This is a genomic window from Pedobacter lusitanus (assembly GCF_040026395.1).
In the GTDB taxonomy this organism is placed as follows: Bacteria; Bacteroidota; Bacteroidia; order Sphingobacteriales; family Sphingobacteriaceae; genus Pedobacter; species Pedobacter lusitanus.
Genome location: NZ_CP157278.1, coordinates 4,316,148 through 4,335,795 on the forward strand (window position 1 = coordinate 4,316,148; position 19,648 = coordinate 4,335,795).

The window sequence follows — 19,648 nt, forward strand, 5'->3', positions numbered from 1 at the left end:
ATTTATTCATAAAATGAAGAGGGGCTTGTGCTTAAGCAATTGGTAAAAGGTTGCAATTTAGCAATTTGTGGATAAATACGGGGCTTTCTGTGGATAAAATGTTACTATTTAAGCGCATCCAGTACTTTGAAAAGTTTGCTGTTGATTCCGGTGCCAGAATAATTGTTAATATTGATAACAATTACGTATTTGCTGCCATTTTCTGCGGTATAATAGCCTGCAAATGCAGATACATCGTTAATAGTGCCACTTTTTAACTTCATCCCATTATATTCGGGCAGAGATTTATAAAAATCTGCAAACCAGTTTTCCTGCTGTACCTGGAAAAGAATATTGGCCATAGCCGATGTGGTTACTCTGGTAGCCGGAGAAAGTCCGCTTCCGTCAATAATGTTCAACGCATTTTTATCAAATCCTTTAGCTGCCCAGAACTTAATTTCTGCAGCTGCACCGTTACCTGTAGTCGGAGCTGTACCCGACTTCCATGCTATAGTTCTTAAAAGATGTTCAGCATATAAGTTAATACTTTTTTTATTGAGCCAGTAGACAATTTCAGGCAGGGCAGGAGAAGTTATGGTGCTCAGTTTTTGCTGCAATTCAGGTACGGGTAATTTCGCTGCAGATAACTGACGGGTAGTTACCGGTACTTCACTGACTTTGATACCTGCTTTTGTTAAAGTATCCTGCAAACGAAAAGCAGCTTCATAGGCCGGATCAGGAATTGCTGCTGCAATACCTTGTTTTTGTATATCTGTTGCCCAGGTTCCTCTCAGGTAGGCAGTATTTGATAAAGGAGGCAGGTATGCATATGCATGATCTCCGCTGCCGGCAGTGCCTGGTTTTAGCTCATTGATAATAGTCAGATAAGGCATATCCGGTACTGTTCTGAGAACTGAAACCGGATTACCGGTACGCAGCTTAATGTCAAACTGATTTTCTCTCCAGCTTAAAGCCGAAGAGCCGGCACCATAATAATTGCCCAGATCCTGCCATAACCATCCATCCGGAGCAGACTGCGTACCCCAGAGACTATCATCGCCGATCACTCTGCCGTCAATTTTTTTGATCCCTGCAGCTTTGATTGCTGAAACCCACTGACTTAGAACAACGCCTTCTTTACTCTGTGCATAACGTGGCGAACCCAGGGTAGGATCTCCACCACCAATAATGATAATATCTCCTTTTAATGTTCCATCAGCACTAATATTTCCGGTATATCCCATGGTAGTCTGGTATTGGAAATCTTTTCCTAAAATAGAAAATGCTGTTGCAGCCGTAATTGTTTTCAATGTAGAAGCTGTGGCAACACCGGTGTTTTCATTTTTAGCATAAAGTTGTTTACCCGTTTTTGCATCTAAAACACAAATGGAAGTGATTGCATATTTAGTCTGCCTGTCTTCCAGTAAATTATTAAATGATTGTGTCAGTTTTTGAACGGGACTTTGTGCAAAAGTAAAACCGTGCGAAAGCACAAATAAGAATGCAATTGTTTTTTTTAACATCTGTATCGGATATTTCTTTACAAATAACGGGAAAGCAAAAGACTAATAACAAAAAAATGTGGTGTTAATCCGGCATTTTACCAGATTAACACCACATTCCGTATATAAATGAGGTCTGATGAAAAAACAGCTTAGATCAGCTCTTTTCTCAATAAGAATTCAGCAATCTGAACAGCGTTTGTTGCAGCACCTTTACGCAGGTTATCAGCAACGATCCACATGTTTAAAGTGTTTGGCAGGGACTCATCTCTTCTGATACGGCCAACAAAAACTTCGTCTTTTTCATGGGCGTCTTTCGGCATTGGATATTTAAGATTGGCAATATCATCCACTACAATAATACCTTCGGTTTTTTCCAGAACAGCTCTCACATCAGCCAGATCAAAGTCATTGGCAAACTCGATGTTTACTGATTCTGAGTGTCCGCCCATTACCGGAATTCTGACAGTTGTTGCAGTTACGCTAATACTGTCATCGCCCATAATTTTGCGGGTTTCTTTAATCATTTTCATTTCTTCCTTAGTATATCCGTTTTCTTCGAATACATCAATCTGAGGAATGACGTTTAAGTCAATCTGGTAAGGATAAGCCATTGCACCATCCATAATACCATTGCGTTCATTCATCATTTGCTCCACAGCTTTAACACCTGTACCGGTAACAGACTGGTAAGTAGAAACGACTACACGCTTAATTTTATATTTATCATGTAATGGTTTTAAGGCCACTACCATTTGTATCGTTGAACAGTTAGGATTAGCAATGATTTTATCATCAATTGATAATTCATAAGCATTAACCTCCGGTACAATCAGTTTTTTAGATGGATCCATGCGCCAGGCAGATGAATTATCAATTACTGTTGTTCCTGCTTCTGCAAATAAAGGAGCATATTTTAAAGACGTACTGCCACCGGCAGAAAATAAAGCCACATCAGGTTTCATTGCAATAGCTGTTTCCATGTTAACTACCTTGAACTGCTTACCCTTAAAAGTGATTTCTTTGCCAACACTCTTCTCAGATGCAACCGGAATTAATTCGGTTAACGGGAAATTACGCTCTTCTAGTACTTTTAACATAACAGTGCCTACTAAACCAGTAGCACCTACAACTGCAATTTTCATGATTTGATCTTGATTTTATTTAATTATTTTTAATGATAATATATCATATTCCAAATATGGGAAAAAAAACGGTTTTTCCTTAGAATCTGTTTAAATAAATCAGACAATACGGTAAAAAAAACTGACATAAAAAAGAGTCTGATTATAATTTATAATACAGACTCTCTGTGGCTTGCGTAAACTAACCCGTTACTTTACGACTGTAGCTTCAAGTTCAACCTTTAATGTTTCAAAAAGGCTGGTTACTTCCAGTAAAGTAAGAGCCTGTCTGATGCCATGTTTGTTAATCCATTCCTGGAAAACAGGGAAATGAGGCCAGAGTTCTGCTGTTGAGGTTGTATAGATATTTAAGCGTACTATACCTTTGCATTCATAACCGGCTTCTTCAATCAGCTTTTCCAGGTTCTGCATCGCCTGAATTAACTGGGATTTCATGTCTTCATTACTTGAGACTCCGTCGGCATTTATAGCTGTCTGGCCCGAACAATAGAGTGTGCTTTCTGCGTGTTTTACTTCAACTGCCTGTGCATAACTGCGTTCATCCTGCCATTTCCAGGGATTGATTTGTCTTGTTTCCATATGATTTTGTTTTATGCCAATACGCGCATATTTTCTAAAATTTGCTAGGCAAAATTGTACATAACCTATAGAAATATCGGTTGACAAACCTCACGATTATTAGGTGAGATTTATCACACTATGGAGCTAATCTGCTCAGGGTTTCGCGGGAAACGCCCAGATAAGCGGCAAGCAGACTTTTAGGGACACGCTGAATAAGCGCAGGGTATTGTTTAAGCAATTGATCATAACGTTCTTTCGCATTAGACGTTAACCAGGATATGATACGTCGCTGTGCTCCGACAAAACCAAAATTTGCTTTTTCAAGAAAAAAGCGTTCCATTTTTTGAAGACTGTCACATAGTTTTTTGTAGTCTTCGTACGAAAGACAGAGCACCTGTGTATTTTCAACGCATTCCAGGGACATGGTTGCTTTAGTCTGTGTAAAATAGGCGTAATAGTCGCTTTCCCACCAGTCTTCCATAGCAAAAGAAACAATGTGCTCTTTTGCTGTATCATCCGTATAGACAAGTTTTAATAATCCGGAAACTACAAAGTAGGCATGTTTTGCAACTTCGCCTTCCTGAATAAGAAATTGATGTTTTTTAAACTTTTTAATAGAAAAATGTGTACACACGAATGAAAACTCATCATCACTAAGAGGTACTATTTTCTCTATATGTTCTCTCAGTTTGTCATGCATGGTCAGGAGGTTGCTAAAGATACCTGCTAAGGTAAGACATTCTCTAAAGCGACACAAAAAAGGCGGACTTAATAAGCCCGCCTTTTTAAATGCTCTTTTTATAAAAGTGCCTTTTTAATATAATTTGCACTTTGTTTAATACTCACATACGGGTCGATGGCAAAGTTTTCCTGTTCTACGATCAGGTGTTTCAATCCAGCCTGCTGTGCATGCTTATAAATAGCCTTAAAGTCGATTTTTCCTGTACCAACTTCAGTATTAATAGTATTATCTACCTTATCCATATCTTTAACGTGCCACATTGGGAAACGTCCAGGATGATCAGTAAACAACTTTACAGGATCATTACCAGATCTTACTACCCAGTACAGATCCATTTCGAACTGAACAGCTTTAGGGTCTGTCTCTTTAAGCAGGATATCATAACCGGTAGTTTCTCCGTATTTAATAAATTCAAAGTGATGGTTATGATAAGCGAGGTTAAGTCCGCTGGCTTTACAAATTGCAGAAGCTTCATTTAATCTGGCTGCAACTTTTTTCCAGTCATCCTGTGTTTTACGCAGATTGTCACCTAAGTAAGGAACTACGATATAACTGCTGCCGATAGTATTTGCTGCTTCGATATAAGTTTTCAGCTCCTCTGCATTTCCCGTTCCAATAAATTTATCCATTCCATAATGTCCGCTTGGTGCAGTAAGACCATTATTGGAGAGTAAAGTTTTGAAAGCTTTAGGGTCTAAACCCCAGAACTTATCTTTAGCTGAATAACCAAAAGTTTCAACCTCTTTATAACCTGCTTTGGCAACTTTTGCAATAGTACCTGCTACATCAGTTGGTAATTGCGCTCTTAGTGAATATAATTGTAAGCCAACGACTTTAGCGGGGCCTGCAGCGAAACCTAATGAAGGCAGTACCATGGCACCTGCTGCAGCCAGACCTGCCTGTTTAATGAAAGTTCTTCTTGAGTTCATAATTGATCTTTATAAGTCACAAATTTTAATCGCATTTCTTAAGGACTGGAGTTTATCTTTTTGTTTGGGAATAAATTCCTGTGCGATATATCCTTTAAACCCTGTTTCCAGGATAGCTTTGATAATTGCAGGATAAAACAGTTCCTGCGTATCATCTATTTCATTTCTTCCGGGAACACCGGCAGTATGATAATGTGCAATATAAGGATGATAGGTCCTGATGTTATGGATAACGTCACCTTCATCAATCTGCATATGATAAATGTCGTATAATAACTTGAAGTTTTCTGAACCGAGTCTTTTAGCCAGTTCAGCACCCCATGCAGTGTGATCGCACTGATAATCTTTATGATCAACTTTGCTGTTCAGTAACTCCATAACCAGTACTACATTGTGTTTTTCGGCCAGCGGTATAACCTGCTTTAATCCTTCCACACAATTATTCCATCCGGTTTCATCATCTTTTCCTCTGCGGCTTCCACTAAAGCAAATCAGATTTTTATAACCTGCTTCAGCTACCAGGGGGATCATTTTTGTATAATTCTCTATGAGTTTTGGGTGAAAAGCAGGATCATTCCAGCCATCGGTCAGATTGATTTCAGCGCCATTACACATAGATGAATATAATCCATGTTTTTTTAGGGTCGGCCAGTCAGCCGGTCCGGCAAGATCCATAGCCTTTAAACCCATTCCCTTTACAGCAGCGCAAAGTTCATCCAGCGGGATACCACTAAAGCACCAGCGACAAACAGAATGATTTACATTACCTTTTAACGGAGCATTTACTGGTTCCATTTCTGATGCATATGTTGGCAGGGCAGAAGACAGGCCCAGAATTGCTGAACCTGTAATAATTGTCTTTAATGCATTTCTGCGGCTTTGTTCAGTTCCCATGGTTAAACTTCATTAAATTGGGTGTCAATAACTCTTTTACGCTTCTCATTAAAGAAAACGGTGAAAAGTAAAAATACTACAAGTGCGATTCCGGCAGGAATAATCCAGACCATTTTCCAGTCTACAGCACCATCTGTCAGTTTATAGCTATCAGTAATCATACCTGCAACTTTAAAGCCGATTAACATACCTACGCCATAAGTAGCCAGTGTGATTAAACCCTGAGCAGCACTTTTATATTTTTCTCCTGCTCTGGAGTTGGTATAAATCTGTCCGGATACAAAAAAGAAATCGTAACATACACCATGTAAAGCAATACCAATCAGCAGCATAAAGCTTAATTCACCTGCATTACCGTAAGCAAATAATGCATAACGGATTGCCCAGGCAATCATCCCCACAAGAATGGTGGTTTTGAAACCAAATCTTTTGAAAAATACAGGGATCATTAATAAGAATAAGGCTTCCGATACCTGTCCGATTGCCATTTTTCCTGTAGGACCTTCTACACCAATACTGGATAAGAAAAGATTCGCATTCTGGTAATAAAATGCCAGAGGGATACAAATCAGAATGGCAGAAATAAAGAATATCGCAAAGTTTTTATCCTTAAGGAGTTTCAGCGCATCCAGACCCAGAATGTCAGAAATGGTTACTTTCTCTCCTTTAGCTACTTTTGGCGGAGTTTTTGGCAGTGAGAAACTAAATAAACCTAAAATCAGTGAAGCTACCCCGGCCATCAGGAAAGTGTTTTTTAACAGTCCTGAATCCATGCCTGTTTTTGAATCCCACAGAAACAGGTAGCTGATACATAGTCCGGCTACAATCCATCCTATAGTACCCCAGAATCTGATATTTGAAAATTCTTTCTCCGCATCTTTCATCTGATTAAAAGAGACAGAATTAACCAGAGCAAGAGTTGGCATGAACAAGATCATGTACCCTAATACATAAGGATAGAACACATGTACATCAGTTGCAGTATACATCTGATACATCAGTACCGCTCCGATAATATGCAGTACCCCAAGGATTCTCTCCGCATTGAAAAATCTGTCTGCAATCAGTCCGATAATAAAAGGCGCAATAATAGCTCCCCAGGACTGTGTAGAAAATACTGCAGCCGAATCTGCACCGGTTGCATGCAGGTTTTTCTCTAAGAATGTACCCAATGTAACGAACCATGAGCCCCAGATAAAAAATTCCAGGAACATCATTGCTGATAATTTAACGCGGGTAGTAATATTCATCATATAGTTTAAAGGTTTTTTGGTTGAACGGATTTTGAAAGCTAGTTAAAAACTATAACTCTTTGATCATAATATTACGGAACCAGACCTCATCCCCATGATCCTGCAGTGCTATTTTGCCTGTTGTAAAAGTTCCAAAACCTTCCCATTTGGCAAATTTGCTACCTGCAATCAATGATTTCCAGTTCTCATCAAACTGTGTGGTAGAAACTATCTTAACTCCGTTTAATATGAATTCCAATTTACCTTTGTTACTGATAATTTCAGCAGTATTCCATTGTCCAACCGGTTTAACAGGTTCTGAACTGCTTTTTACAAGGTCATATAAATCGCCTGCGCGGTGCTTAGTGATTTTCCCGTCAGGATGGCCTTCATTGTCCAGTACCTGCATTTCAGGTCCGGTGCGGTAAGTCTGCACGTATTTTTCGGGATTTTCGTTAATATGGAATAAAATTCCGCTGTTGGATTTAGGAGCCACTTTCCAGTCAATTTTTAAATGGAAGTTTGCATACTCTTTATCTGTTACCAAATCCCCATCATCTTTTTGTTTGGCTTTAGGGTCAAGATGCAAGGTGCCATTTTCAACTTTCCAGCCTTTTCCTACAGTAGTTTTTCCGTAGCTGTGCCATCCTTTAGTTGTTTTCCCGTCAAATAAAGAAGTAAATCCCTTTTTCGAAGTCTGGGCTTTTGCATTGAAGCCAATCATTGTAAATATCAGTATTGCAGAAATAGCATGTTTTTTCATCAGTATAAATTTGTTTTTTAAATTAAGCACCCAGTGTCCAGCCTTTACGGTATTCACGTTTGACATACTGGTTCACATCATCAAAATTGGTTACTTTCATGTTGTCATTATCCCATAGCAGTTTAATATTTCTGCCCGGATAAGATATCTTGCCATTTGCATTTTTACGCTGTACATCATTTGCTCTGATGGCAAGATTAGCCATTAACAGAGCTTCAGTTAACGGACCAGCAATTTCAAACGGAGAACTTAATTCTTTTTTGCCATGCCCGGCGATACAGGCCTCAACCCATTGTGCATAATGACCTTCTGCACCATGTGGAACACGGGCAAATTTTTCAGGCACTTTAATATCTTTATTACGGCTTAAAGGTAATAGACGGGGATCTGCACTATAAGTGCTGCTCATCATTTTTCCTTTTGTTCCGATAAACAATGTTCCGTTGCCACCATCGCCAAATACTTCATTGGCTTCCAGTTCTTCAGGTCGGGTAGGTTGTATACCTCCGTCCATCCAGTGTACGGTAATATCGCCCTGAGTTTTGGCAGTTTTAGGAAATTTTAAGGTTACATGACTTGAAGGAGGGCAGCTGTCAGGGAAATAACCACGTTTAAATTCATCCACGTAGACAGAACCAACACTGGCTTCCACTTCGGATGCGTATTTTAAACCCAGCATGCTGAAAGGAGCTTCCAGTAAATGGCAGCCCATATCCCCCAGTGCACCTGTTCCATAATCCCACCAGCCTCTCCAGTTGAAAGGAACCAGTTTTTCTACATAATCTTTGTAAGGAGCACTGTTAAGCCATAAATCCCAATCCAGGGTTTTAGGAATATCAGCTTTATTGGCCGACCATGGAATACCCTGAGGCCATACCGGTCTGTCTGTCCATGCATAAACAGTATGAACATCTCCGATCAGGCCAGCATCATACCATTCCTTCATTTGACGGGGGCCGTCATTTGAAGCACCCTGGTTACCCATTTGTGTAACCACTTTATATTTTTTAGCTGCCTCAGTCAATTTTCTGGCTTCATAAATATCATGTGTCAGTGGTTTCTGAACATAAACATGTTTACCCAGCTGCATAGCGGCCAGCGCAATCATTGCATGACTATGATCAGGAGTTGAAACACTGACCGCATCAATATTTTTATGTTCTTTATCCAGCATTTCGCGCCAGTCTTTATAGAACTTTGCTTTTGGAAAGTTCTTTACTGTTCCTGCAGCTCTGTTAGTATCTACATCACATAGAAATCCAATATCTGCTTTTCCGCTTTTAGCAAAATTCGCAATATCAGAGGACCCTTTTCCACCAGCACCAACCCCTGCTACAATCAATCTGTCACTCGGTGCTAAAAAACCATTCCCGCCCAAAACATGACGGGGTACTATCATAAATGAAGCAGCGGCAATTGCTGTTGTCTTAAGAAACGAGCGTCTGTCAGACGCAGTTATCTCTTTTTTGGTCTTTTCCATAGGATTATACTGGTTATTTTTGTGATGGAGCCTGCATGAACTTAGTCCAGCTGATTATGAGCTTAAGCTCATGCAGGTTTCATCATATAATATTTGGTTAGATAGAGATGTTTTCCTGTTCCGGAGAACTTATTTTTTTAGTGACAAAATCCAGGTCACCATTTGTTTTGCATCGTCTTTGCTCAAGTTAGGGTGAGGCGTCATTGGCAGGTCGCCCCAGGTGCCTTTGCTTCCCTTGATTACTACATCAGACAGCTTATTGATATTCTCTTCATTTGAAGGATATTTTGCTGCAATATCAACATATGCAGGTCCGATTACCTTTTGGGTCTTGTTATGACAGCCGATACAATCTGCTGTAGCAATCAGTTTCTCGCCAGGCAGCATTTCTGATGGGGCTGCTGTTTTTGCTGAAGCCTCGGTATCTGCAGATGATGAGGTAGCTGATCCTTCAGTTGTAGCTCCCGGGTTTCCGCAAGAAGCTATCGCTAAACTGATACATCCCAAAATTAACAGTGTCTTTTTCATAATAATTTTATTGTTTTTTGTGTGTTTCTATGGTGTTGTATTGAGATCCGTAAACAAGCATAATCATGCAGGTCTGTCTCGTGGTCGTGTTATTTTATACCTAAAATTTGTTTGTTAAATTCCTGATCTGTACCTGTAGCAGCAAAATCATCAAATGCTCTGTTGGTGACCGGGATAATGTGATTCTTAATAAATTCAACACCTTCTCTGGCGCCGGTTTCAGAATCTTTGATACAGCATTCCCATTCCATTACTGCCCATCCTTTAAAGTCATATTGAGCAAGTTTACTGAATATGGTTTTAAAATCTACCTGACCGTCTCCCGGAGAACGGTAACGACCGGCACGATTTGCCCAGCTCTGATAGCCACCAAAAGTACCTTGTCTGCCAGTTGGGTTAAATTCGGCATCCTTTACATGAAAAGCTTTAATACGTTCATGATAAAAATCAATATACTGGATATAGTCCAGCTGCTGTAATACGAAATGTGAAGGATCATATAATAAACATGCCCGTGGATGGAAATTTACCTGTTCCAAAAACATTTCATAAGTTATTCCGTCAAATAAATCTTCACCCGGATGAATCTCATAACAAACATCCACACCGCAGCTGTCAAATTCATTCAGAATTGGTAACCAGCGGCGGGCAAGTTCTTTAAAACCCTCTTCAACCAAACCTTCAGGTCTTTGTGGCCAGGGATGGAACATATGCCATAAAAGTGATCCACTGAAAGTTGCATGTGCATTCAGACCAAGATTCTGAGAAGCTTTGGCTGCATATTTTAGCTGCTGTACTGCCCATTCTGTTCTTGCTGCAGGATTATTATGATACGCAGCAGGTGCAAAACCGTCAAATACCTTGTCATAAGCAGGATTAACAGCGACTAACTGACCCTGTATATGGGTAGAAAGTTCCGTAATTTCCAGTCCGTATGAATTTACTTTTCCTTTCAGTTCATCAGCATAGGTTTTACTCTCTGCTACTTTTTGCAGGTCAATAAATCTGGTATCCAGGGTTGGCATTTGTATGCCTTTAAAACCCAGGTCTGCTGCCCACTGACAAATTCCGTCAAGAGAATTAAACGGGGCCTGGTCTCCAATAAACTGGGCTAAAAAAACTGCTGGTCCTTTGAGTGTTGTCATTGTATTTATATTTTAAAATCAAACCATTTCTGATCTGACAGCCCTGAGGCTACTACATTTTCTATAAAAGCCATTCCACGTACACCTTCTTCTACTCCGGGAAAATCAAGCATTTCTGCAGTAGGGGTTTTACCTTCCAGCTTTGACTTTAAAGTTAATGCGAAATTTCTGTAAATATTAGCAAAAGCTTCCAGATAACCTTCCGGGTGTCCGGCAGGTGTTCTGGTATTGAACCGGGCGGCTTCAGTTAAATAACCTTGTCCCGCACGATAAAGTTGTGTCGGTGCATCCAGCCATTTGACTTTCAGTGTATTTGGCTCTTCCTGATGCCATTCCAGACTTCCTTTTTCTCCGTAAACTTTGATTTTTAATGCATTTTCTTCTCCAGCTGCAATCTGTGACGCAACTAAGACACCATTAGCACCATTATTGAATTTCAGTAATACATTTCCGTCATCATCCAGTGCACGGCCGTCTACCATAATATTAAGATCTGCACATATTTTTGTAATCTCCAGACCTGAAATATATTCAGCAAGTTGTGCCGCATGAGTTCCGATGTCACCCATACAGCCACTGATTCCACTTTTGGAAGGATCAGTTCTCCATGCAGACTGTTTGTTGCCATCCCGTTCTGACGGTAAGCTTAACCAGCCTTGCGGATACTCCACTAAAATTTTTCTGATTTTGCCAAAAGCTCCGTCCTTTACCATCTGGCGGGCTTGTTTAACCAGCGGATAACCAGAATAGGTGTAGGTAAGACATAAAGTCAAACCTGTTTCCTGTACTTTATCCCTGAGTTGTTTGGCCTCTGCCAGTGTAAGACTGATCGGTTTATCTATTACGACATGAAAACCATGTTCAAGCGCCATCATCGCAGGTGCGAAATGTGCAAAATTGGGCGTAACAATAGTTACGAAATGCATTCTTACCGCTGCAGGCAGGAGACTCTCTTTTTCGATCATCTCCTGATAAGTTCCATAATTTCTGTCCTGTTCCAGGAATAGTAATTCACCAGATTCCCTGGCAGTTTCCGGATTGGAACTTAAAGCTCCGCAACACAGTTCTATCTGCCCGTCTATATTGGCTGCAATGCGGTGGACGGCGCCTATAAAGGCATTTTTGCCGCCACCGATCATCCCCATTCTTATTTTATTGTTCATTAAAGATTACCTTTTTTTAATTCGCTTACAGCATAGTCAGCCGCTCTGGCTGTTAATGCCATAAAAGTCAGCGAAGGATTTTGACAAGCAATAGATGGCATACAAGAACCATCCGTTACAAATACATTTTTCACTTCGTGCATCTGGTTCCATTTATTTAGTACTGAAGTTTTAGGATCATTTCCCATACGGGCTGTACCCTGCTCATGGATTGCCATACCTGGAGTTGAACCCGCATCATAAGTCTGTACGTTCTTGATTCCTGCTGCTTCAAGCATTTCTGCTGCATCATTCATCATGTCAATACGCATTTTCTCTTCATTACCTTTAAACTCGCAGTCGATAGCCAGTACCGGCATTCCCCACTTATCTTTTTTCGTTTTATCGATATAAACTCTGTTTTCATGATAAGGAAGAGCCTCTCCGAAACCACCCAGACCCATTTTCCATACACCCGGTTGTGTCATCAGATCTTTAAAGTCGCCGCCAAAAGCAAGTTCAGCAACATCCTTGTGCCATCCTGAGCGGCTGGCACCACCCTGATAACCAAATCCGCGCAGATAATCACGCTTGTCACCACCCATATTCTGATAACGCGGAATATATATACCGTTAGCTCTGCGGCCATAAGTATATTTATCTTCAAAACCTTCAGCATCTCCCGAAGCACCGCAACGGAAATGGTGATCCATTAAATTATGTCCCAGTTCTCCGCTTCCATTACCTAAACCATTAGGATGTTCAGCAGAAGTAGAATTCAGTAATAAGAAAGTACTTCCCAAGGTAGAACCGTTTACAAAAACAATTTTTGCAAAATATTCAATGTGTTCCTTTGTTTCCGAATCGATAATAACCACACCAGTTGCTTTCTGGGTTTCTTTGTCATAAACAATATGATCAACCAGAGAGAAAGGACGTAAAGTAAGATTTCCTGTGGCAACAGCAGCCGGAAGAGTAGAAGACTGTGTACTGAAATATGCACCAAAAGGACAGCCTCTGCTGCATCTGTCACGATATTGACAACTGCCTCTTCCTCCGTGAGGAACAGTAAGATTGGCTGTACGGCCAATAGTCATGATGCGTGATTTATTCCATTTTTCTTCAATTCTTTTTTTGACATCTTTCTCCACACAGTTCATTTCCATTGGTGGCAGGAAATGCCCGTCAGGTAAAGCCGGCCAGTTTTCTACCTGACCACTGATGCCTGCAAATTTTTCCACATGATCATACCACGGGCTTAAGTCTTTATATCTGATAGGCCAGTCAATACCGTGACCATCTTTTTTGTTGTCTTCAAAATTCAGATCGCTGAAACGGTAACTCTGTCTGCCCCACATCAGTGATTTTCCACCTACATGAAAACCGCGATACCAGTCAAAACGTTTGACCTCAGTATAAGGGCATTCGTGGTCATTAACCCAAAAACTCTCGTTAAATTCCTGATAAGGATAATCACGTTTTTGTACCGGATGAGCATCTTTTTGTGCTTCAGTTAATTTGCCGCGATGTTCAAATTCCCACGGTTTTTTCATGGCCGTAGTATAATCTTTGATATGTTCTATATTTCTGCCACGTTCAAGAAGCAGAACTTTAAGTCCTTTTTCAGTCAGTTCTTTTGCTGCCCATCCACCACTTATTCCCGATCCGACTACTATCGCATCATATGTATTTTGTGCGTTTGCTTTTGTATTTAAATTCATCTCTTTTAGTAAATAGGTTAGGCGTACACTTTTTGTCCTGGTTTTAAATCAATACAGCCATCATAGCGGCCGGGAACATCAACATATTGTAATGCCTGTGTTGCACCGATTTCTGAAGTGAAATAACCCAGCATGGTTAAGTCTCTTGCTATTGCAAAAAAGTATGATGGGCCCTGCGGTCCATATTTGGCAGCCTTAACCGTATTCGTCAGTGCTTTGCTTTTAGCTTTCTCAGCAGCAGCATTTTTTTCGCCATCAGCTTTCTGTGCAGCCACAGTTTCATCTCTTACTTTTCCAAGTAACTGTTCGCGCTCTTTTACAGAGATTTTAAGGAATGAATTATTGTATTCTTTTTTAGAACGGGCTTCCAGATCCTCAAGACCTTTGACGAATACGTCCTGAGCCTCTTTAGGATAACAATCCCTGACCATCATTGAAATCCATGGTCCAACTCCGGCAGCTTTTGCACCCGGTGTTTTTGTTGTTGGAATAATGATGTCTGCTATTTCCGTAATCATTTGATCCTGATCTGCTGAAAATAGTCCCGATCCGTTCTTGGCCGAAGGAGTGTTACAGCTGTCAAGAAATACTCCGATTGTAGTAGCAGATAATGCGCCTCCCATTAAAAAGGCAATGTTTCTGACTGCTTCTCTTCTTTCCATACTTAATATTTGGTTATTTAAGGTGTTGTTTGTACACTATCAACTCTTAAAAATAGAAAAAAAATATGCTTAACGAACAAAAAAATGATATTTAATTCTTACTTATCTTGCTTTTGTTACACCCTGTATTCATTCTAAATAAGGATTTAGCAAAAGAACAACCCGGCAAGGATCTAAAAACATTTTTTAACAGGTTTCGTGCAATTTTTTACCTTTGCCAAAATCGAACGACCAATGACTGAAAAAATACTAGTATTAGGCTCTAACGGGCAGATAGGAACTGAACTGGTTACTGCGCTGCGTAAAACTTATGGTGAAGATAACGTAGTTGCCTGTGATATCCGACGTCCTGATTATGACATTAAGAATTCAGGACCTTTTGAATTTGTTAATGTTTTAGAGAAGGATACATTAAATACCATTTTTAATAAATACAAACCTACTCAGGTTTATTTACTGGCAGCCTTATTATCAGCCACTGGTGAGCAGAATCCAAAACTTGCCTGGGATCTGAATATGAATGGTTTGTTAAATATTCTTGACCTGGCAATTGTCTATAAAACGGCAAAAGTTTACTGGCCAAGTTCTATTGCAGTGTTCGGACCTAATTCTCCGAAGGATCAAACGTCCCAATATTGCGTGATGGATCCAAATACCGTTTATGGAATCAGTAAATTAGCAGGAGAAAGATGGTGTGAATACTATTTTCAGAAATATGGTCTTGATGTAAGAAGTATCCGTTATCCGGGATTAATCAGCTGGAAAGCTGCGCCGGGTGGTGGAACAACTGATTATGCTATACATATTTTCCATGATGCATTGAAGAAAGCAAGTTATGCTTCTTTCCTTTCTGCAGAAACGGAATTGCCAATGATGTATATGGATGATGCAATTCGCGGAACAATAGAATTAATGGATGCTCCTGCAGACCGTATTTCTATCCGTTCAAGTTATAATTTTGCTGGTGTAAGTTTCACGCCGGAAATTTTGGCAGCTGAAATCAGGAAGCACATTCCGGAATTTACATTAACTTACACTGCTAATGATCCCCGTCAGGAGATCGCTGCAAGCTGGCCACGTTCAATGGATGATCAGGTTGCGAAATTAGACTGGGGCTGGAAACCAGAATTTGATCTGTCAAGAATAACGACAGATATGTTAAATAATTTAAAAAAAATAGGGTAAACCTCTATAATTGATACCATGGGAAGAGCATTTGAGTTCAGAAAAGAAAGAAAATTTAAACGTTGGGCTAAAATGGCCGTACAGTTCACCCGTATAGGGAAAGAGATTGTAATGGCCGTAAAAGACGGAGGCCCTAATCCTGAAACGAATTCGCGTTTACGTACGGCGATTCAAAACTCCAAAGCGGTAAATATGCCGAAAGACAGAGTTGACGCTGCAATTAAACGGGCATCTAATAAGGATGAAAATGGTTATGAGGAGCATGTTTATGAAGGATATGCACTTCATGGCGTAGCTGTACTAATCGAAACAGCTACGGATAATACAAACAGAACTGTAGCTAACGTACGGAGTTATTTTAGCAAAACCGGTGGCTCTTTAGGAAAAACAGGTTCTCTGGATTTCATCTTTAACCGCAAATCTATTTTCAGATTTGTACCAGGAGAAAAAGATATGGAAGAACTGGAGTTTGAACTAATTGATGCTGGTCTGGAAGAATTATACCTGGAGTCTGATGAAGAAGGTAACGATATCGCAGTTGTTCAGACAGCGTTTGAGGACTTTGGTAAAATGCAGAAAGCACTGGAAGATTTAGGCTTTGAAATGAAAAGTGCAAAACTGGAAAGAATTGCTTTGTCTACTACACCTATTTCTGAAGAACAGGCTGCTGATGTGTTGAAGCTGATTGATAAGCTGGAAGAGGATGATGATGTGCAGGCGGTTTATCATAACATGGCAGAGTAGAGGGGTATCCGCTAAACTATAAAAAAAGTCGTGAGGTTTTTCTTCTGACGTTCGCGAAAAGCGAACAATGTCAGAAGAAAAACCTCACGACTTTTTTTATACAGGTAGTAATCGGATATGGGGGGAGAATTTGGAAGGTGCGTTAAGACAGAACGGTTAGCGGATGTGTTAAAATGATGGATAGACGATCTGGATCCATGAGAGATTTAGAGAGAGCGTTAAATCAGAAAAAATGTTGAAATGATCAGACAGGAGGATTATCAGGAACTTTTTTGAAATTTATAAAAGTTGGATAAACGGTTGTTCCATCCGGATTAAAGATAAAAGGGGTCATAATCAATAAAAATTCAGGAGTATCTTGTAGAAAAACCATATCACCAGCCTTAACCCGGTGTGGTAAATAACCATAAGTCGGAATGTTATAACTTGCTGAATCTGCAGGTTGGTATAGATTTTTACGGGATACAAAGAAGTCTGTATATTCAGCATCAACAGTACCAATGTCCCTCAATGGAGTTGGGTTTGATGGTGAAATAACTTTGTTGTTAATAAAATCCAGTCTTTGCACAATAGCAGCATTATCAAATCCCAGTATACACTTGGCCTTACTTGTGTTCTGGGTGTCTCTTATACCTTTTTCGTGAATTATATTATTTTGAATAATTACATCATTGCCATTTATTTCAGTAGATCCTGATTGTTTTATTCTTATGATGCTTTCTGTATGGTTTAGGTCAGTGTTTAATGAACATGGGCCATAAAAGGTATTCCCATTGATAATGGCATTATCCCGCACCTCAATTAAATGAGATATGGAATTATGAAAAGTATTAAATGAAATCTCGCTTGTAACATTTCCGCCTAAAACAATACCATTTTTGATATTTAGAAATGTATTGAATTTTAGCTGATTACTTTTGCTTTCCAGATATATCACCAGGCCAGCTTTATTCGCAGAGTTAACACAATTGAAAATATTATTTTCAATAATAATGGCCTTACAGACATTAGTACTTCCAAGTGACGCTAAATTATTACCAGACTGATCATCACTAACAAATGTATTTCCTTTAAAAATAATGCTATAGGTGATATAAATATCCAGATTATCAGTGCCGGGATCTTCATTAATCTGAAAATGTACAGCAGTAATAGTATTATTTAAGAATAATAAATCTGTCCCGCCTCTGATTGTTGCTCCTCTTTTATCAGTTTGATTTACACCGTTATCAAAATTACATGACTCCCATGTAATGTTTTTCGGATTATGTCCTGTCGCCAGATGATGATAACCTTTTCCTGCACCAGTATCGTCCCCGGTAAAAATGCAGTTTAAAGCTTTCACGTTACTGATACTATTCCCCCAGATCTGGAGCCCGGCAGCTGCATTGTTTTTGAAATAACATCTGTCAAAAAGAACATTGTCAACGAGATTATCTACAGAATAAGGTTCAATATCAACACCACATTCCGGACCTTTACCCCTTGTGTTGGTAAACTGACAGGCAAAGAAGGTGAGGTCGGTTCCTCCTTCTATACTTAAGCCCTGACGTCTGTTGTTATTTGAAATACATTTGTTAAAATAAATGTGTTTATTTATCGTAATACCTTTATCACCGGTGGTTACCTGTAAATTAAAGCCATCTCCCCAGCAATCTGATGCTTTCAGATTTTCCACATAAACATTTTCACAACCACTAATAGCTAATCCATAACCCCATTCCCCATTATTTTTCCCGGTATAGTATCTGTCACCGATGATATGGCCACCTTTAATCGTAACATTCTTTTTTTCGTGGATTCTGATTACGTTGGATGCTTGTTTGAGTGTGCCAACTGCTTTTAAGTAACATTCTTCATCCAATAAAAGTGTACTGTTGTCATTTAAATAAATACCGCCTTTATCTATTAAAAAACCTGAAGCATGATCATCATAGAATTCAAAATCTGCTCTAATTAAGAAGGTGCCTTTGGGGATTCTGACTGATACATTGTCTGCAGCAAAATTGATAGCATTTTGTATAGATACAGTGTCATCAGTATTTCCATCTCCTTTGGCTCCAAACCAGGTTACTGAAATTTCTGATTCAAAAACTCTTTTAAGACGCCTGCCATTTTGTGAAACCAAAACTGTAGCAGTATTATCTGCAGAAGTCGTATCGGCAGGATCATAATACCAGATCCCTTCATGTCCCTTGTTAGTTACATAAAACTGGTCTGATAAAGTTGTTGTGCTATTGATAGCTCTTAATTCTGCTATTGTTGCTGATTGTAAAGGCGCGAAATTATCCATGTTCTTTGTTTAAATCTATAAATACTATAACGTGTTAATTTATATTTAAACATGCAGATAAATCAGAATAGTCTCTGTCGGTCTGCTGATATCAGCGTATGAGGATTAATATCAATAGATCAGCAGAGACTATTTCTCCATTTTAAGAATTACTTCTGATGACTAAATAACCATGAAAGAAGCTTAGGCTCTGCAAATGCATCATCCCAGCTGTTATGATTCGCGTCAGGGTAAAGCGTAAACTTCACTTCCTTACCAATAATTTTTAACTGGTTAGCTATTGCAGTAGATCCTTCAGCGGGTACCACATCATCTTTACCGCCATGGAAAATCCAGAGTGGAACGTGCTTGTATTTGTCTACGTTGGCAATATTATCACCACCGCAGATAGCAAAGGCAGCTGCGAAAGTTTTTGGTTTGCGTCTTAACAGCTCAAAAGTTCCCATACCACCCATCGACAGACCACCGACATAAACTTGTTTGTGATTGATATAAGGCTTATCAAGGATGTTATCAATCATACCCAGTAATGCTTTCATCGAAGTAGTAGGTTTTCCGCCTTTTTGATAATCAAAAGTTCTCTTCCCGGCAGAATCAACAGTCATCTTTACATTAGCCCAGAAGCTCTCTTCCGGACACTGAGGAAAAATGATAATTGCAGGGTATTGCTGACGAAAATCGTTTTTTAGAAATAGTGCACCTCCATGGAGTAACTGTTTGACATTATCTTTTCCGCTCTCACCACGCCCATGCAGAAAAAACAGAACCGGGTATTTTTGTTTAGGATCGAAATGTTCAGGGAAAAGAATACGGTAAGAGATACTGTCTTTGCCGTCAATAAAACTGCCCTTATCATACTTTTTGAAATCCTGAGCCTTTGTTTGTAAGGTGAACAGGAGAGAAAAACAGAGAATTAATTTGAAATGCTTCATGTTACTAAATTAAAAAAACCCGCTCGGATATGAGCGGGTTTTCATGAATTAATGTTGAGTTGAAATCAC

General features: G+C 39.5%; 18 protein-coding genes. 2 read left to right on the top strand and 16 right to left on the bottom strand.

Going from position 1 to position 19,648, the window contains the following annotated elements; translation table 11 throughout:
• Window positions 1–104 precede the first annotated feature (104 nt).
• From dacB to PL_RS18575, 14 genes are all read right to left on the bottom strand, one after another.
• Window positions 105–1,502: a D-alanyl-D-alanine carboxypeptidase/D-alanyl-D-alanine endopeptidase gene (dacB, locus tag PL_RS18510; protein ID WP_348620077.1), complete on the bottom strand. Its 1,398-nt coding sequence runs from the start codon at window positions 1,500–1,502 to the stop codon at window positions 105–107.
• A gap of 131 nt (window positions 1,503–1,633) precedes the next feature.
• On the bottom strand, window positions 1,634–2,626 hold the full coding sequence (locus PL_RS18515) for an aspartate-semialdehyde dehydrogenase (RefSeq protein ID WP_041887113.1): 993 nt from the start codon (window positions 2,624–2,626) through the stop codon (window positions 1,634–1,636).
• 189 nt (window positions 2,627–2,815) lie between these two features.
• The gene (locus PL_RS18520; protein WP_041887112.1) at window positions 2,816–3,205 is read right to left on the bottom strand and encodes a RidA family protein; all 390 of its coding nucleotides are present in this window, start codon (window positions 3,203–3,205) and stop codon (window positions 2,816–2,818) included.
• A 118-nt stretch (window positions 3,206–3,323) separates the two neighbouring features.
• Window positions 3,324–3,887 carry a Crp/Fnr family transcriptional regulator gene (locus tag PL_RS18525; protein WP_041887110.1) on the bottom strand — a complete coding sequence of 188 codons (564 nt, stop codon included), beginning with the start codon at window positions 3,885–3,887 and terminating at the stop codon, window positions 3,324–3,326.
• 98 nt (window positions 3,888–3,985) lie between these two features.
• The gene (locus PL_RS18530; RefSeq protein ID WP_041887109.1) at window positions 3,986–4,858 is read right to left on the bottom strand and encodes a sugar phosphate isomerase/epimerase family protein; all 873 of its coding nucleotides are present in this window, start codon (window positions 4,856–4,858) and stop codon (window positions 3,986–3,988) included.
• Between the two features lie 9 nt (window positions 4,859–4,867).
• Window positions 4,868–5,752 carry a hydroxypyruvate isomerase family protein gene (locus tag PL_RS18535; protein WP_041887107.1) on the bottom strand — a complete coding sequence of 295 codons (885 nt, stop codon included), beginning with the start codon at window positions 5,750–5,752 and terminating at the stop codon, window positions 4,868–4,870.
• A 2-nt stretch (window positions 5,753–5,754) separates the two neighbouring features.
• Complete coding sequence (locus PL_RS18540; protein WP_348621868.1) at window positions 5,755–7,002, bottom strand: nucleoside permease; 1,248 nt, start codon at window positions 7,000–7,002, stop codon at window positions 5,755–5,757.
• Between the two features lie 52 nt (window positions 7,003–7,054).
• On the bottom strand, window positions 7,055–7,747 hold the full coding sequence (locus PL_RS18545) for a 3-keto-disaccharide hydrolase (protein WP_348620081.1): 693 nt from the start codon (window positions 7,745–7,747) through the stop codon (window positions 7,055–7,057).
• A 22-nt stretch (window positions 7,748–7,769) separates the two neighbouring features.
• On the bottom strand, window positions 7,770–9,227 hold the full coding sequence (locus PL_RS18550; protein ID WP_041886861.1) for a Gfo/Idh/MocA family protein: 1,458 nt from the start codon (window positions 9,225–9,227) through the stop codon (window positions 7,770–7,772).
• Between the two features lie 129 nt (window positions 9,228–9,356).
• On the bottom strand, window positions 9,357–9,755 hold the full coding sequence (locus tag PL_RS18555) for a c-type cytochrome (protein ID WP_041886859.1): 399 nt from the start codon (window positions 9,753–9,755) through the stop codon (window positions 9,357–9,359).
• Between the two features lie 89 nt (window positions 9,756–9,844).
• Window positions 9,845–10,900, bottom strand: a complete 1,056-nt coding sequence (locus PL_RS18560; RefSeq protein WP_041886858.1) for a sugar phosphate isomerase/epimerase family protein — start codon at window positions 10,898–10,900, stop codon at window positions 9,845–9,847.
• Window positions 10,901–10,905: 5 nt separating this feature from the next.
• The gene (locus tag PL_RS18565; protein ID WP_041886856.1) at window positions 10,906–12,063 is read right to left on the bottom strand and encodes a Gfo/Idh/MocA family protein; all 1,158 of its coding nucleotides are present in this window, start codon (window positions 12,061–12,063) and stop codon (window positions 10,906–10,908) included.
• A complete protein-coding gene (locus PL_RS18570) occupies window positions 12,063–13,763 on the bottom strand; it encodes a GMC oxidoreductase (RefSeq protein WP_041886854.1) in 1,701 nt (566 codons plus the stop codon). Before PL_RS18570 ends, PL_RS18565 begins: the two co-directional genes overlap by 1 nt.
• A 17-nt stretch (window positions 13,764–13,780) precedes the next feature.
• Entirely contained in the window at window positions 13,781–14,425 is a 645-nt protein-coding gene (locus tag PL_RS18575; RefSeq protein ID WP_041886851.1) for a gluconate 2-dehydrogenase subunit 3 family protein, read from the bottom strand.
• A gap of 234 nt (window positions 14,426–14,659) precedes the next feature.
• Here PL_RS18575 and PL_RS18580 point away from each other — a divergent pair, with 234 nt between their 5' ends.
• Together PL_RS18580 and PL_RS18585 are read left to right on the top strand one after the other, a co-directional pair.
• Entirely contained in the window at window positions 14,660–15,610 is a 951-nt protein-coding gene (locus tag PL_RS18580) for an NAD-dependent epimerase/dehydratase family protein (protein WP_348620085.1), read from the top strand.
• A gap of 18 nt (window positions 15,611–15,628) precedes the next feature.
• On the top strand, window positions 15,629–16,354 hold the full coding sequence (locus tag PL_RS18585; protein ID WP_041886848.1) for a YebC/PmpR family DNA-binding transcriptional regulator: 726 nt from the start codon (window positions 15,629–15,631) through the stop codon (window positions 16,352–16,354).
• Between the two features lie 244 nt (window positions 16,355–16,598).
• On the opposite strand, the gene PL_RS18590 is transcribed toward PL_RS18585, so the two are convergent.
• On the bottom strand, window positions 16,599–18,647 hold the full coding sequence (locus PL_RS18590) for a right-handed parallel beta-helix repeat-containing protein (RefSeq protein ID WP_041884005.1): 2,049 nt from the start codon (window positions 18,645–18,647) through the stop codon (window positions 16,599–16,601).
• A 149-nt stretch (window positions 18,648–18,796) separates the two neighbouring features.
• Complete coding sequence (locus PL_RS18595; protein WP_052496437.1) at window positions 18,797–19,579, bottom strand: prolyl oligopeptidase family serine peptidase; 783 nt, start codon at window positions 19,577–19,579, stop codon at window positions 18,797–18,799.
• Window positions 19,580–19,648 lie beyond the last annotated feature (69 nt).

What these genes read in the sequence shown, in the direction of transcription:
- PL_RS18515 (WP_041887113.1), bottom strand. Translation starts at nt 2,626, where the DNA reads ATGAAAATTGCAGTTGTAGGTGCTACTGGTTTAGTAGGCACTGTTATG.
- PL_RS18520 (WP_041887112.1), bottom strand. Translation starts at nt 3,205, where the DNA reads ATGGAAACAAGACAAATCAATCCCTGGAAATGGCAGGATGAACGCAGT.
- PL_RS18580 (WP_348620085.1), top strand. Translation starts at nt 14,660, where the DNA reads ATGACTGAAAAAATACTAGTATTAGGCTCTAACGGGCAGATAGGAACT.
- PL_RS18550 (WP_041886861.1), bottom strand. Translation starts at nt 9,227, where the DNA reads ATGGAAAAGACCAAAAAAGAGATAACTGCGTCTGACAGACGCTCGTTT.
- PL_RS18535 (WP_041887107.1), bottom strand. Translation starts at nt 5,752, where the DNA reads ATGGGAACTGAACAAAGCCGCAGAAATGCATTAAAGACAATTATTACA.
- PL_RS18530 (WP_041887109.1), bottom strand. Translation starts at nt 4,858, where the DNA reads ATGAACTCAAGAAGAACTTTCATTAAACAGGCAGGTCTGGCTGCAGCA.
- PL_RS18525 (WP_041887110.1), bottom strand. Translation starts at nt 3,887, where the DNA reads ATGCATGACAAACTGAGAGAACATATAGAGAAAATAGTACCTCTTAGT.
- PL_RS18575 (WP_041886851.1), bottom strand. Translation starts at nt 14,425, where the DNA reads ATGGAAAGAAGAGAAGCAGTCAGAAACATTGCCTTTTTAATGGGAGGC.
- PL_RS18560 (WP_041886858.1), bottom strand. Translation starts at nt 10,900, where the DNA reads ATGACAACACTCAAAGGACCAGCAGTTTTTTTAGCCCAGTTTATTGGA.
- PL_RS18570 (WP_041886854.1), bottom strand. Translation starts at nt 13,763, where the DNA reads ATGAATTTAAATACAAAAGCAAACGCACAAAATACATATGATGCGATA.
- PL_RS18545 (WP_348620081.1), bottom strand. Translation starts at nt 7,747, where the DNA reads ATGAAAAAACATGCTATTTCTGCAATACTGATATTTACAATGATTGGC.
- PL_RS18590 (WP_041884005.1), bottom strand. Translation starts at nt 18,647, where the DNA reads ATGGATAATTTCGCGCCTTTACAATCAGCAACAATAGCAGAATTAAGA.
- PL_RS18595 (WP_052496437.1), bottom strand. Translation starts at nt 19,579, where the DNA reads ATGAAGCATTTCAAATTAATTCTCTGTTTTTCTCTCCTGTTCACCTTA.
- PL_RS18585 (WP_041886848.1), top strand. Translation starts at nt 15,629, where the DNA reads ATGGGAAGAGCATTTGAGTTCAGAAAAGAAAGAAAATTTAAACGTTGG.
- PL_RS18540 (WP_348621868.1), bottom strand. Translation starts at nt 7,002, where the DNA reads ATGAATATTACTACCCGCGTTAAATTATCAGCAATGATGTTCCTGGAA.
- dacB (WP_348620077.1), bottom strand. Translation starts at nt 1,502, where the DNA reads ATGTTAAAAAAAACAATTGCATTCTTATTTGTGCTTTCGCACGGTTTT.
- PL_RS18565 (WP_041886856.1), bottom strand. Translation starts at nt 12,063, where the DNA reads ATGAACAATAAAATAAGAATGGGGATGATCGGTGGCGGCAAAAATGCC.
- PL_RS18555 (WP_041886859.1), bottom strand. Translation starts at nt 9,755, where the DNA reads ATGAAAAAGACACTGTTAATTTTGGGATGTATCAGTTTAGCGATAGCT.